Origin of the sequence: Apibacter mensalis (assembly GCF_001418685.1) — a bacterium.
Taxonomy (GTDB): Bacteria; Bacteroidota; Bacteroidia; order Flavobacteriales; family Weeksellaceae; genus Apibacter; species Apibacter mensalis.
The window spans coordinates 136,696-151,331 of the sequence record NZ_LIVM01000005.1; the positions used below are offsets into that span (position 1 = coordinate 136,696).

Genomic DNA, 14,636 nt, shown 5'->3' on the forward strand with positions numbered 1-14,636 from the left:
CAAGTCGTAAAAATATCCCAGGAGGGATCATTTAGGCTTCCTCCGGTTCCTGTATTGGCTAATACTCCGTATGTCCTACTATAAGAGACTTCTCCTCCTTTTTGAAAGGGTACTTTACTTTCTATTATTGTTCCTTTTTCATATAAATAACTAAATTAATGTTTCAAATCCTTTTTTTTTACTCCACTTTTTATTATCTAATGATATTACTAAGTCTCTTACATAAATTTCATCTTCATTTTGCTGTTCCTTTTTACTAAATATACTTAAAAAACCACTAATAAATTTACCTTCTACAGGTATAAAATCCTTATAGTTAGTATGTTCATATTCTATATTAAAAGTTGTAAAAAATTCAAGCAAAAAATCTAATACATCGTCTCCATCTAACCCCAAATCGGATAGTGTGGTTTCTTCATCTATCTTTCTTTTTTTTAAATTAAACTCTTTATCTATATAATCTATTACAATATTATAATTTTTATTTTCCATTGATTATACCATTATATATTACTTGTGTATTATAAAGTGTCTTTCCTACATCATATGCTAATATTCCCCAACCTATTAGACCGGTCATTATTCCTACAAATCTTCCAAAAACCTTTGTATACCTTAATGATCACTGCTCTGATTTTACCATCTGGTGTCTTTATCAGTTTAAAAGTTTATAATATATTGAAATAACCGATGCATATATATAATAAGAATTATAATACTAATTACAATTGTAAGAAATAAAATAAAGTACATCGTAATTGTCCATAGTCTTAAATATTTTTCTTTATTTTCTATGCCTATATATTTATAATCTTCTTTATCAACTTTTGAATCTTCTTTGAATTTATATCCTAACTGAGCTATTATTCCAATATTTCTAATTTTATTATCATTATCTAATATTTTGACTATCAAGTCTTTATAATCAATATAATAACCAAGTATTTTTTATATTTTTACCATTATCTTAATTTATTACTCACCATCTTCTATTGTATACTCCGTTGTAATCCATCGTTGAAAATACTGACTCTTTTCAACTAATTTTTTCTTTAAATAATATAATATTATATTGTTGGTAAATGTTTCTTTTATTATTTCAACTTTATCATCGATATAATATCCATATTTATATTCTGTCTTGACTAACTTTTCTTTATAATAATATTCCGTTATTTTTATACTGTTTGATAATATTGATTGTATTGTCTTCTGTATTTCTTCATATTCTGTTTCTTTTATTTCATAAAATTCTCCCACAATTAAATAGTTATTAGTATCTGAGGATGGTCGTGCAATCTGTAATTCTATTCTTGGATATCTTTCATCTCTTGCGAAACATACATAGAAATCTATTTTCCCTTTCTTTTTGAAAACATAAATCTCATCCCTGTAATATGGGTCATCTATTAGTTCCCCAGATAATTCTTCTTTTAATTTTTTTATGTAAGTATTTAGTATATTATAATCTTTTACCATTTCCAATTTTTAAAATCTATATGTCCATCATTACCTATTTTCTTTTTAAGCCACTGATTTAATGGGCGTAATTTTTCAGGAACTTGTTTAAGAAACTTAGGATGTGCTCCTACCGAAATTCTTATATGTCCTTTCCCATAGCCAGTACCTTCTCCAATTCTAAGCCAATTGTTATTATTTAAATATTTCCAATTATTTCTAATTATTCTCGCTGATTGAACTGATACATACTTTCCTACAACGGGTAATCCATATTTAGCTAAAGTACCTATCCCTTTTCCTGTAACATATGACATAAAAATATCCCAGGAGGGATCATTTAGGCTTCCTCCGGTTCCTGTATTGGCTAATACTCCGTATGTCCTACTATAAGAGACTTCTCCTCCTTTTTGAAAGGGTACTTTACTTTCTATTATTGTTCCATTTTCATATAAATAATCCATACTATCTCCTCCTTCTTCATTTATCTGTCTATATCCACCCTTTCCATCCTTCTCATAACCATTATCTAGGCTTTCCCTATGCACCACATGATTCAATACGCTTACGATCAGTCCTGTGGCAGCGCCTTGCCAGAAGTTTCCATTCGTTAAAACTGCGCCAAAACCTCCGCTTACGGTCCCGAAAAATAGGGTACCGACTAGGCTTTAAAACCTATTTCTTCTTTACCAGTTGCAACTCTCCCATACATTTTTTCTTTTTGCATCCATATATATAATAAATTAAGGTGTCTTTGGATAATTCTTCTTCTGCTAATGCAAAAGTAATATATTTCATAACCCCTCCTCTATTACCATTGGAAGTATCTCCATTCATGCATTCTGACCAACTGTCACAAAGACCTATGCTGTCTTGGGCTTCTATGTATAATTCTTTTCCTTTCAGTATTCTAATATTTCCAAGGGTATCATACAACCAGTGTATTTCTGCCCATGCTTTTTTTATGATCTCTCTACTGGGCTTATATTCTGCTAAAAATACTCCCTTGGCCTTAGAATCTTCTATCGTCTCACTTACCTGGATAACTTTTGTCTTATCTTCAGCATCTATACCACATCCTATTATAAATACTAGAAATGTACTGCTTACAATTATTCGTATTTTCTTATTCATACCATTTTTTAGGTTTATATTGATAATATATATTGTAGAATCCATTATTAGGAATGAAGGTCCCCAATCCGCCGTCATACATACCTATGGATTTTAATGCATTTTTGACTACATGAAAACAATTGGAAAATATAAAATGATATCTTGAGGTGGCACTTTCATATGCTGCATTCAGGGCTTGGGCTACTTCTCTATAACTTAACTTTTTTATGGTCATCATCTTATTATATTTTCCTGATATATCCTCACTATTTATCATGGATTCATAGGAGGAATAATAATTATTGATAAACTTTGATTCTCCCCCAATTATTTCATTTCCACCTCCTTCAGTTTGATTACGTCCTTCTTTAGATATAAAGCGGTAGGATCTTGAACCGGAGTCTTTTAATTTTCCTCCTATGGCTGAATGTCCGTATCCATTGACTCTTCTTGTATCTTCAAATATATATAATTCTCCTCTCCTGGGGTAAGCAATCCTATGCACCACATGATTCAATCCGCTTACGATCAGGCCTGTGGCGGCGCCTTGCCAAAAGTTTCCATTCGTTAAAACTGCGCCAAAACCTCCGCTTACGCTTCCGAAAAATAGGGTCCCACCTATTTTTGTGCCATCTACTCCGGAGGCTACACCGATTATTAATACTTTTAACTTCTATTTATTCTGTTTCTGACATTTCTTCATCATCCGGTGGACAATATAAATCTAAGTCAAATTCTACTTCTACTTGTCTTATAAATTCATTATATCTTGGGGTTAAATGTACCCACGGTGTGCTCTCTTTTCTGTTATAAATAAATAGAGCTAAGGAAAATTCATATTCGCAACCGTACTTTTTACTTAACATCTGTAGTATTTCTATTTTAGGTTCTAATAAATCCAACATGGCATTGAGTTGATCTTCAAATAAAGATTTATTAGCTAAGGGGTTATTTAACCTCCATCCATTTTGTTTTGATAATCTTGGGATATTAGGTTTTATTCTTTCTCCTTTGACGTATATGAAGGAAGGCGTAATTCCTAGCATCCGAGTTATATCTTCATGAGTGATATCCTCATAATTCCATATGCAAAATTCAAAAAACATTTCATTTAAATCTAATTTTTCCATGATCTAATAAATTTGGTTTTTTATTCCTCAGGTTTAAACCATTCTTCATTTCCTGAACTTTTATAAATCATATAAAGATAAGGGCAATCTACCTGTTATTCCATAAAATTCTAAATAGGATATTATTAGAAAATAGAGGAAATATATTAATATAATTAGAAAATAATAATATGCCGTTTTGATTAACATTAACATGATATTATTTTTGATTTTATAACTTAAAAATTTTAAAATAGTTATAAATAATATATCTTCTAAAAGCATCAGTATGGGTATAAAGTCTAAAGTAACTATTGTGTATAATGGTACTATCCCTAATTTATAATTAAAGTAATGAATTTCATTCCCTAATAAATCACAAAAAATACGAAATAAAAGTATAAAAAGTATATTTAAAAATATCAAAAATATAATATTAAACACTATTTTTCTCATAATTTATCTTAATTTAATATTATACAATTTATTTTTATTATAAAAATATCCATAATTTTTATATACATAAAATTCTGCTATAGCCCCTATTTTATCCACCTCTATTCCTTTTATATTGATCAATTTAACTTTTTGAACTATCTGCTCTTTTCCTGAAATAGTTAATTTGGACTGTGATATTGATATTTTAGCTCCTTTCTTAATATACCCTGACAATCTACCTAAATATGTTGGCTCTACTTCATAAATACCATTCAAAATTTTTGTTACTTTTTTTATACCTGTTGAAGCTTTTTCATGTATAAAATCAAACTCTTTTCCTTCTACATAATCACCAATTGCCATCCCTTTATCTAATTTAGATATTTGAGTTTGAGTTGTGTCCTCATTTTTTATCCCTAATTGATTTTTAGTTTTTTTAGGGTTTTCTTGATCTACCCTATGCGCCACATGATTCAATCCGCTTACGATCAGGCCTGTGGCGGCGCCTTGCCAGAAGTTTCCATTCGTTAAAACTGCGCCAAAACCTCCGCTTATGGTGCCGAAAAACAATGTGCCGCCTATTTTTGTGCCATCTACTCCCGCGGCTACACCGATTATTAATTCTTTTAACTTCTATTTATTCTGTTTCTGACATTTCTTCATCATCCGGTGGACAATATAAATCTAAGTCAAATTCTACTTCTAATTGTCTTATAAATTCATTATATCTTGGGGTTAAATGTACCCACGGTGTGCTCTCTTTTCTGTTGTAAATAAATATAGCTAAGGAAAATTCATATTCGCAGCCGTATTTTTTACTTAACATCTGTAGTATTTCTATTTTAGGTTCTAATAAATCCAACATGGCATTGAGTTGATCTTCAAATAAAGATTTATTAGCTAAGGGGTTATTTAACCTCCATCCATTTTCTTTTGCCAATATCTTCATTTTTGGATTCATTGGCTTTCCTTTTATGTATATTTTTGATGGCTTAATATTCAACATTCGGGTTATATCTTCATGAGTTATGTCATTATATCCTCGTATAATAAATTCAAAATATAACTCATTTAAATCTAGCTTGTACATACTATTTTATTTAATTTACTTGATTAATATATTCATTGGTGTTATTCATAAATATAGGAACTATCGTTGGCATAAAAAATGGAGTTAAGCGGGTAGATGCCTTATCTATAATCTTCAGTATACCTTCTCCTATTTTATTTAATAAAGAACCTGTATATAAATCTTTGATATTTATCCCGGTCCATTCTCCTGGGCCTTTACCTCCTTTTGGCTTTTCATATATATTCCCATCTTTATCTTTATATAAATCTTTTTTTCCTCCTCCTCTATTGTTCTGCCCCTTATCTCCATGATTCCAACCTATTGCCTTTTCTAGTCTATTAATTTCTCCTTTACTTAAAAGTTTATCCTGCCTCCAATTTCTATTAGGGTTAGGATCTCCTCCTGTATTGGGAGATTCTTGTGCTATATGGACCCCATCCATTTGATGCGCCACATGGTTTAATCCACTTACAATCAGGCCTGTGGCAGCGCCTTGCCAGAAGTTTCCATTCGTTAAAACTGCGCCAAAGCCTCCGCTTACGGTGCCGAAAAACAAAGTGCCGCCTATTTTTGTGCCATCTACTCCGGCGGCGGTTCCTCCCATGCTTACTGCTGTGGATACTAAGCTGCTGATACTGCCGCTGCTTATTCCTTGAAGTATATCGCCGCCGCTTATTCCTTGGATGATCCCTTGGGTTAGTCCATTCATGGCCCCTTCTATGCCTGCAGCCAATATGTCTACTTGTAAATTCGTCAGGGTTTGCGTGGTGGTACTTATTCCGGTGCGGATTACTCCCGCCAAGCTGCCTACTCCATACGCGGCGGCGCCCCCGGCGCCTCCCATTAATATACTCTTCACAAAGCCTCCCCATAGAAAGGAATCGGTGCAGAGTGCATAGGTGGTATAGCTCACGGCGCCTATTGTGGCGCCTATCACTGCGGCTCCTAACCAAGCGGTGCCTGCTACGGTAAATAGTTCTCCGCTTGGGTCGGTATATTTTAGCGGGTTATTCAGCACATAGCTGTATCGGTTGTAATTTTGTGCATTATATGGATCTTGGATATGGTTGTCGGGAGACAGGAATTGTTTTAATATTGGATCGTACATGCGGCCGTTCATATGGATGAGCCCTACTGTGGTAAAGTGTTCGTGGCCGGTATATCCGCGATCGGTAAAAATCAGTTGGGGATTTTGGCTTGTGGTCTTTCCTTTGCGGTCGGTTACTTTCAGAATTTTTCCCCATGGGTCAAATAATCGTTGTTCTATGGCTTTTCCTATTTCATCGGTAATGGCCAGCAGGGTGCCTTGGTAATCTCTGTGAAAATAATACAAGGTTTCTTCGGGTTTTTGGGGATTTCTTTCTTTTATTTGGATTACATGGGCGGCCGGTGCTGAGTAGGGGCTTCCTCCTATGTAGGTAATGATCTTGATTAGACCGTTTTCCAAAATAATTTCTACGTCTTGGGAATCGGAATAATATTTTTTTTGGGTTTCTTGTGTATTGTTTTGTATGGTGGCTGAACTGCGAGTTGTATGTAGGTTGTAGGTAAATTTTATGTTATGTTGAACCTCGGGGCTTGTTCCATTTTTACCACTCGGTAATTTTTCTGTTTCTCTGATTGCTACTGGTTTTTTTAAGGCATTGTATGTGATTTGTTGTAAGGGGCTGGTTTGATAATGGTTTTTTCCGTCTGTGTTCAGATCTATACTGGTTTTTTGGTAGCGCGCCGTGGTTGTATATTGATATTTTCCTACTTCTGAATTATCGGTGATTCTTCCGTCGGTTTCGTAGCTAAGGCTATGGGTTCCTTCGGGATCGGTCCAGGAAACCAACCGTTCGAATGGGTCATAGGTAAATTCTTCTTTCCAATTATAGGTGTCTCGGTATCGTGAGTTTAGGTTCCCGCTTTTCCAATCAAAATCGTATTCTACGGTTAGCAGGTGGGTGCGTCTTGTTAAGTGACGAGTTTGGGTTAGATAGCCGGCCTTGTCTATGCTGTTTTTTATAATTATTTCATTGCCTAGTTTTACGATAAGGGATTGCAGACGTTCGTTGGCTTGGGTCAGTTGCCAAACCGGTTGTTTTTCTCCTTCTTTTAATATATCTATTTTTTCCATCATCCCGTTATGGTCATTATAGCTGTAAGCCAGCATTACGGAGGATTTGAAGTTCCCGTAGAGGGTGGTTTTTTCTTCGTTTATGGTTGTTCCGTATAAATCATAGGTATATTCGTTGCGATAGGTTGCATGCGGAGTAATTTCTTCACTTTTTTCTAATTGGTTATTGGTATTGTAGAAATAATGATAGGTGTAACTTTCCCGATTATAATTGCCGTGTTCTTTGATCAGTAAGCCGGTGTTGGAATATTCGTAATTTACGGACAGATCGGTATCTTTTCCCTTTACTTGTTTAGTAAGCAGTTTTCCGGTCGGGGAATAGGTGTAAACGGTAGTTCCGTCCGGGGTGGTTTCTTTTAACACCTCTCCGTAATTATTATAGGTATGAGTATAGGGTATGGTGCTGACTGAAGGGTCCAAGAAAGAAATTCTTCTGCCCCATCCGTCATATAGGGAAATCAGGGTATGGTCTCCGTACCGGGCGGTTTTTTGATTTCCGTTGGCATCATAGGTATATTCTATAATTTCTCCGTTATCATTCAGCGTACGTATATTTCCGTTGGCATCTCGTGTGAGGGTTTGCTTTTTGACTCCATCGTCAGTAGTTACGGACAATCCTTTATAGACGGTGGTGATGGTTTTCCCGGTAAAGAGATTTTGTTGCACAGGTCGGCTGAAGTCGTCGTATTGGGTCGTATTCCACCCCTGCGGATTCTCTCCTTCAAAGTAAGGTTCACTTTCTTTGCTTTTTCTTCCTAATGCATCATAAACCGTTTGTTTAGATATATAGGTTCCGGGTTCAAAGCCTCTTATCGTAGTCTTAACTTCATGGCCCAGCACATCTTTACAGATCTGAGAATACTCCCGGGTGTCTTCATTAAAAGTGGTAATTTTTATTCCTCCTCCTTCAGTTCTTTCATAGAGAGTTCTGGTTAGTAGGGGTTGTAGGGAAATACCTGTGGTTTTTACTTCCTGAACTTTTCCCCAACTATCGTATCGGGTTTCCGTAAGTACATTCATAGGGCTGGTATGACTCAGCACTTGACCCAAATTATTATAGGTGAAATGTTCGGTGAGGTGGTCCGCATCTGTTTTTTTAATTACAAATCGTCCTGACGGGTCGTACTCATCTGTAACCGTTCGCGGCGATACACCCGGTGCGGAAACTGTTTTTTCTATCAAATTACCGAATTCGTCATATTTTATATCTTCTGTTATGTAATCGGTAAGGTGTCCTTTTTTCATAACCTTCGTAACTAAGTTACCGGTATAGGAATAGTTCTCTTCTGTAGTATGGACCTCTCCATAAGCAGAGGTACGGGTACGGGTTTGTACCAATCTTCCTACATAGTACCGGGTATCGTAGGCATAGGGGAAATTATCATAGGTATGTTCTGTTATTTTTTTTCCTTCTCCATTGTTGACTGTTATTTTTCTTATATTATAAAATTCGTCGTATTCGTACTTGGTTACGGTACTTATTCCGGTTAGGTAATCTTTTTCTTCTTCGTTTTGAAGTATTTTTATCCATCTTTTGTCGCTTAATCTCAAAATTAAATAGCGAAAATCTTTTTTACTTATCAAAAGGTCTTCTTTGTCGGGGTTCATAATCAAATCAAGATTCCCTCCTCGAGTTTTCCAATTGGATATGGGAAGACCCCGTAATTTAGGGGAATATGCTGTTACATTCCAATTAACTGCTGAAATTTCTTGTGATTTCCAGCTTGATTCCGCAACCTTTTTAAAACCCAACAATCCTAATCCTTGCGCATGGGATACTAATCCGAAATATTTATATTCTTTTTCTCGTTTTTTTCCTCCGGCTGTTACGGTAAGTTTTTTTACTATATCCAGATTCGGTGCTTGTGAAATTTCTTTATAGGGATATTTTTCTTTTAGAGAAGAATGATAAACTCCTTCTATATCACCTAATCCGCCATTTTTTTCATTGGGTTCCAACGATGCATATTCAATTTGGGTAACTATATTTCCCTCAGATTCCGAAATTCCTTTCAATAAGATATCTTTTCTTAAATCTTTATTAAAACCTCCTTTCCAAATTTCATTCCCTTGAACAAAAATTATATTTCCTGTTTTTTGATTGTTTTTATAGTCGGCAAAAAGCAAGGTAATCGGGTCATTGTATCCATATTTAGACCATATATGTCCGGCCTCTCTATAACTAAATTGTGGTTTTTCTTCTCCTCCTAAATTCTCAAAATACTCAAGATGGGCTTTTCCGTTCCTGGATCCTTCCCATCCATTCCCATAAGACTCGTATACAGAAATTATAAGATCTGTTTTTCCGTCTTTATTGAGATCGGATACTGTGTAGGTTTTATATCTCCTTCTTTTGGTTTGACCTTTTCCTTTCCACTCGGGAAGATATTCCGCCAAGTTTGGATAATAAACTTGTTGAAATCCTTTTCCGGTGGATATATACATATACCAATCAGAAGAACCTATCTTTTCGGGAATCATAAAATCTGTTTTACCATCTCCATTGAAATCTCCAAACAGTACCGGTTTTTCTCCATCGTATTGCGGTATGTTCCCACTTACTATAACATTGAATTCCTTATTTTTAGTTAAGGTTGAAATCTTAAAATCACCTTCTTTTGCGAATTTATCTTTTTTGTTAAAACTTATAATGTCTGATTTTCCGTCTCCATCAAAATCTATAACAAAATTAACCGCATCATTTAAAAAACTATTCTGATTTAATGGATGATAACTTTCTTGATCGGACAATAACGGATTCATATCCACATAATACGGTGAAAAGTATTCTTTGCTTGTGCTGGTAATACAGTGTAAATTAGGGCTCCTTGAAGACTGAAAATCATTTTTTACCCCATAATCAACATCTCGTAATTTTTTTATGCTTTGGTCGGCACTCCCCAGAACTATAATTTCAGAGATACCATCTCCATTAAAATCTCCTTCAATGAAATCGTAATAAACTTTATTATTGTAGGTGAATTTTTTATCCGAATCAACAGCACATTCATCGGCATGAAAGCCACCATGGGGATACTTAATGGTTCTTATGTAATTTTCTTCAAATTTATTTTGTTCCTTATTAAAATTGGAAACCATCAACGATAATTCATTATCCGTGTGATTTCTGTAATCTGAGGGTGGCAAATAACTTAAATCCTTGCTCTTATAAGTTACTATAGATTGGAAATTATTCATCTTTCCCCCGGTTAGGGTGGATATGGGATATTTTATAAGCTTCTCCGAATTTATCTGAACTATATTTCCTTCTCCTTTTCCTAAATTCTGAAATAAATCTTTATATAATTTTCCCCCTGCTACTACATCTACTTGTCCATTTCCACTAAAATCTCCGGTCATTTTCACTTGCTTTAAATCCCATAGGGCTTCGGATTTATCTTTTGTAAATTCTTCAAAAGAATTATCGGTAGTAGTATACGAAAAGACTATCGGGTTGGCCGGATCTCCATCTCCGTTAAATTCCTGCACAGATACCACTCTTTGGTAATTACCGGTGATGGTTTGATGGTTTATTTGATATTTCTTAAATAGCTGATCTCCTGCATATACCTCCACTTTATCCAGAACACGGTTATTTACCATTTTTATTCCGTGCACATAAGCGAATTCCGCTCGTTCTCTTTTTTTATAATAAAATTGAATGGTATTGCTGTATTCGGTATTTTTCTTTTCATTTTTTCCCCAAACAATTTTATATATATAGGTAGTATTTTGATCCCTATCATAAAAATACTCAATGAAATTACCTTGTAAGTCAACCCATTTTTTAATAAGCCATTCCGTTACTCCCCTGGAATCTTCTGAAGAACCATATAAAGCCATAGTGCCATCCGGAAAAATTACTTGAAAATACTCAGGCCTTTTTCCTTCTATTCCCGGCATGGAAATGCTTCCTGCGGATACAATATAAAGATTTGAATAAATTTCAGTTTGATATACTGTATTTTCTTTACCATAACCTCCTTCTCTTGGTATTAATCTTTGTCCGTCTAAGGAATATCTGTCGTCTTCATTGAAATTCACCCCATCCACATATCCATCAACATCTATTCGGGTCGAGACTAAGGAAATGGTAGATATTCCGGCTATATTCCATCCGTATCCTGCCAGGCCATTATCTGAAGAACTGTTGTAAGTTAAAGAAATTTGGGGCGCTACATTTTTTATTCCCGGAGGCAAAGCTATCGGAACGGTATAATTGGAAGAACCCAAGGCTGATACATTTAATTCACCTTGGGAATCCGCAAAATGCGGTAGCGGCCCATTTTCAGGGGGATACGATTCATTGCGATCTTTCTCCGTGTAAGTTTCTGTTACAACCGGGTCCGAACTATTAGGTAATGCCTTATCTTGGTAATTTATTTTATGATGAGTATTATTGACATGATTATCGGAATTGTTGCTTTCAGGCAAAAGGTTTTGGGCTGAAATAGGTGTTGCCATATATAGAAATACAGACACACCTAAGGTATATATAAATTTCATTTTTATGGAATTAGTTTGAGGTTTTGCGACTTATTTTTTAATAACGGTATGATGGATAATTCTTCCGTCAGAGCAATATAGCTTAACATAGTAAACACCCGAAGGTTTAGGGCCCATATTCAGAACTGCTTTTCGCTCCGATGCTTTAAATTTCACCTCTTCTATTAGAGTAGCATTATAGGCCAACAGCTCTATCTTGATCAATAAGTTTGCTATAACAGGATTCCATCGAATCGTTAGCGCCGTTTCTACAGGATTGGGATATATCTCTATTTCATTGTTTTTAGTATACATGATGGGTTCGCCTACTGCGGATGGATCAATTGATTCGGGTTGCAACAGTCGCGAAATGGGATCCCGCACCTCATCATATTCCAATTTTCTTAACACTTGATTTCCTGAATCATCGTATCCGAAATAGAGATTCTGGGCTTGAATAAATTCAATTCTATACAATAAACAGAATAAAAATAAGTAAAAGTATCTCATAATTTATTATTTAAAACATTTATTATCCTTCAAAGATATAAAATAAAAATAAGAAATTAGCTTCTATTTATATTATTTTAAAAAAAAATAAGGGATTGCTATAAAAAAAGCAATCCCTTGGACTTAACAGTAATTTTTAATATCTATTTTAACTCTTTAATTCCGAAATTGTTAAAAGTAAAAGCAAATTTGTCAGCGATCTCTTCTATCAGTAAATCTATGGGTTTTCCTGCTCCGTGTCCTGCGCGTGTTTCAATCCTTATTAAAACAGGATTATTGCAGCTTTGCTTTTCTTGTAATTCTGCAGCAAATTTATACGAATGAGAAGGGACAACCCGGTCGTCGTGGTCTCCGGTGGTAATTAAGGTTGCCGGGTAGCAAACTCCTTTTTTAACGTTATGAACAGGCGAATAAGATTTTAAATAGGTAAACATTTCTTTATTGTCGTCTGCGGTTCCATAGTCATACGCCCATCCGGCACCTGCTGTAAAGGTATGGTAGCGTAACATATCCAACACACCTACTGCAGGTAAGGCTACTTGGGCCAAATCGGGACGCATCGTCATTACTGCTCCTACCAATAAACCTCCGTTGGAACCTCCCGACAAGGCTAAATAGCTGGAAGAGGTGTATTTATTAGCAATCAAGTACTCTCCTGCTGAAATAAAATCTTCAAATACATTTTTTTTGTTTAGCCGAGTTCCGGCGTCGTGCCATTTTCGCCCGTATTCTCCTCCTCCTCTTATGTTAGCTACGGCATACACACCTCCATTTTGTAGCCATACAGCAGTAGGTACTGAAAATGCAGGCAACAGGCTTATTTCAAAACCTCCATATCCGTACAGTAAGGTCGGATTTTTTCCGTTTAGTTTAATTCCCTTTTTATAAGTAAGGGTCATGGGTATTTGGGTACCGTCTTGGGAAGTATAAAAAATTTGTTTGCTTTCAAATTCTTCGGGGTTAAAATTAATTACAGGTTTTTGGTAAAGTTCAGATACTCCATTTTCTGTATTATATTTAAATAGCGTAGACGGATAAATATAGTTGGTAAAAGAGTAATAAATTTCTTTTTGATTGTTTTTACCCGAAAAACCCGCTGCCTGCCCTAATCCGGGTAAGTCTATAGTCCGTAGTAATTTACCATTCAAATCATATTGTTTCACTTCTGTGTGTACATCTACAATATATTCAGCAAATAGATATGTATTGGCACTGCTTACTTTAAGTACTGACTTCGTTTCGGGTATTACGGTTTCCCACTTCGGCGATTGGGTTTTTATTTGTGATGCGTTTATCTTCACTAATTTTTGATTAGGAGCATCCCGGTTGGTTTGCAGGTATATCCAATCTCCATCTGTAGTAACTACTTCATAGCTATTGGTAAATCCTGTTACCACAGGTAGGATCTTATTTGGTGTTTTTAAATCCTGAATATATAACTCATTACCGGAAGTAGAGTTTGCTGCGGTTATTATTAAATATCGCTGATCTTCCGAAACGCTGGCGTTTATATACCTTCGTGGAGTTTTTTCGCCTCCGAAGACGATTTGATCTTTAGATTGCGATTCATGTAGATTATGAAAAAACAAAATATGATGTTCTGTTTTTCCGGATAACGGACTTCCTATTTTGGGCTTTTGATAACCGGAATAATAAAATCCTTCATTAGATTTCCAAGCAACAGTAGAAAATTTAACATTTTTGAGGGTATCTCCGACCTGTTTTTTTGTGTTGGTGTCTATAATTATTACTTTCCTCCAATCCGAACCGCCTTCCGATATTTGATAAGCGGCTAAGCTTCCATCCTTACTAAAGGAAATGCCGCCCAAAGAGGTCGTACCGTCTGTTGAAAAAGCATTAGGATCTAAAAATATCTCTTCCTTGCCTCCGGCGGTTAATCTTCTATAAAGGACAGACTGCGGCTGCAATCCATTATTCTTATAATAATAGGTATATTCTCCTTCTTCAAAAGGAGCCGATATTCTTTCGTAATTCCAAAGCTCTTTAAGTTGATCTTTTATTTGATTTCTGTACTGTATTTTATATAAGTATTCAAATGTTAGCTTATTTTGATTGTTGACCCATTTTTTTGTTTTTGGAGATTGATCATCTTCTAACCATCTGTAAGGAGCTGTAACTTTTTCCCCGAAATAATCGTCCTTTTCTGCTCCTTTTTCTGTTGTGGGATATTTCATGTGTTGCGCATTTACTGTTAAGATTGTTATTAAACTTAAAGTAATAATTTTTGGTTTTATCATAAAAAAATTATTGGTAATTATAAAATTAAAAAAAACCTTTAATTTATGAATTAAAGGTTAGATAAAATCTT

At 34.9% G+C, this 14,636-nt stretch carries 11 protein-coding genes; all 11 read right to left on the bottom strand.

The features are described 5' to 3' along the window. Positions 1-150: 150 nt before the first annotated feature. The 11 genes from ASC36_RS05055 to ASC36_RS05115 all read right to left on the bottom strand — a co-directional run bounded on the left by ASC36_RS05055 (position 151) and on the right by ASC36_RS05115 (position 14,502). The gene (locus tag ASC36_RS05055; RefSeq protein ID WP_055425407.1) at positions 151-492 is read right to left on the bottom strand and encodes a DUF1493 family protein; all 342 of its coding nucleotides are present in this window, start codon (positions 490-492) and stop codon (positions 151-153) included. 483 nt (positions 493-975) lie between these two features. Then, positions 976-1,479, bottom strand: coding sequence for a hypothetical protein (locus tag ASC36_RS05065; protein ID WP_055425409.1), 504 nt, complete (start codon positions 1,477-1,479; stop codon positions 976-978). Continuing rightward, complete coding sequence (locus ASC36_RS05070; protein ID WP_141656202.1) at positions 1,473-2,009, bottom strand: hypothetical protein; 537 nt, start codon at positions 2,007-2,009, stop codon at positions 1,473-1,475. Before ASC36_RS05070 ends, ASC36_RS05065 begins: the two co-directional genes overlap by 7 nt. A 124-nt stretch (positions 2,010-2,133) precedes the next feature. Then, complete coding sequence (locus tag ASC36_RS05075) at positions 2,134-2,592, bottom strand: hypothetical protein (RefSeq protein WP_055425411.1); 459 nt, start codon at positions 2,590-2,592, stop codon at positions 2,134-2,136. Further along, positions 2,585-3,082 carry a hypothetical protein gene (locus ASC36_RS05080; protein WP_141656203.1) on the bottom strand — a complete coding sequence of 166 codons (498 nt, stop codon included), beginning with the start codon at positions 3,080-3,082 and terminating at the stop codon, positions 2,585-2,587. Before ASC36_RS05080 ends, ASC36_RS05075 begins: the two co-directional genes overlap by 8 nt. 169 nt (positions 3,083-3,251) lie before the next feature. Next, a complete protein-coding gene (locus ASC36_RS05085; RefSeq protein ID WP_055425413.1) occupies positions 3,252-3,704 on the bottom strand; it encodes a DUF4279 domain-containing protein in 453 nt (150 codons plus the stop codon). 438 nt (positions 3,705-4,142) lie between these two features. Continuing rightward, positions 4,143-4,691 carry a hypothetical protein gene (locus tag ASC36_RS05095; RefSeq protein ID WP_055425415.1) on the bottom strand — a complete coding sequence of 183 codons (549 nt, stop codon included), beginning with the start codon at positions 4,689-4,691 and terminating at the stop codon, positions 4,143-4,145. A gap of 67 nt (positions 4,692-4,758) precedes the next feature. Beyond that, on the bottom strand, positions 4,759-5,211 hold the full coding sequence (locus ASC36_RS05100) for a DUF4279 domain-containing protein (protein WP_055425416.1): 453 nt from the start codon (positions 5,209-5,211) through the stop codon (positions 4,759-4,761). A gap of 10 nt (positions 5,212-5,221) precedes the next feature. Continuing rightward, positions 5,222-11,818 (bottom strand): polymorphic toxin type 33 domain-containing protein, encoded by a 6,597-nt coding sequence (locus ASC36_RS05105; protein WP_082435405.1) that lies wholly within the window; start codon positions 11,816-11,818, stop codon positions 5,222-5,224. Positions 11,819-11,848: 30 nt separating this feature from the next. Further along, positions 11,849-12,307, bottom strand: coding sequence for a T9SS type A sorting domain-containing protein (locus ASC36_RS05110; protein ID WP_141656204.1), 459 nt, complete (start codon positions 12,305-12,307; stop codon positions 11,849-11,851). A gap of 143 nt (positions 12,308-12,450) precedes the next feature. Then, entirely contained in the window at positions 12,451-14,502 is a 2,052-nt protein-coding gene (locus tag ASC36_RS05115; RefSeq protein ID WP_245630742.1) for a prolyl oligopeptidase family serine peptidase, read from the bottom strand. Positions 14,503-14,636 lie beyond the last annotated feature (134 nt).

Coding starts and splice junctions, on each gene's coding strand:
- ASC36_RS05065 (WP_055425409.1), bottom strand. CDS start 1,479: ATGGTAAAAGATTATAATATACTAAATACTTACATAAAAAAATTAAAA.
- ASC36_RS05105 (WP_082435405.1), bottom strand. CDS start 11,818: ATGAAATTTATATATACCTTAGGTGTGTCTGTATTTCTATATATGGCA.
- ASC36_RS05055 (WP_055425407.1), bottom strand. CDS start 492: ATGGAAAATAAAAATTATAATATTGTAATAGATTATATAGATAAAGAG.
- ASC36_RS05110 (WP_141656204.1), bottom strand. CDS start 12,307: ATGAGATACTTTTACTTATTTTTATTCTGTTTATTGTATAGAATTGAA.
- ASC36_RS05085 (WP_055425413.1), bottom strand. CDS start 3,704: ATGGAAAAATTAGATTTAAATGAAATGTTTTTTGAATTTTGCATATGG.
- ASC36_RS05100 (WP_055425416.1), bottom strand. CDS start 5,211: ATGTACAAGCTAGATTTAAATGAGTTATATTTTGAATTTATTATACGA.
- ASC36_RS05115 (WP_245630742.1), bottom strand. CDS start 14,502: ATGAAATATCCCACAACAGAAAAAGGAGCAGAAAAGGACGATTATTTC.
- ASC36_RS05075 (WP_055425411.1), bottom strand. CDS start 2,592: ATGAATAAGAAAATACGAATAATTGTAAGCAGTACATTTCTAGTATTT.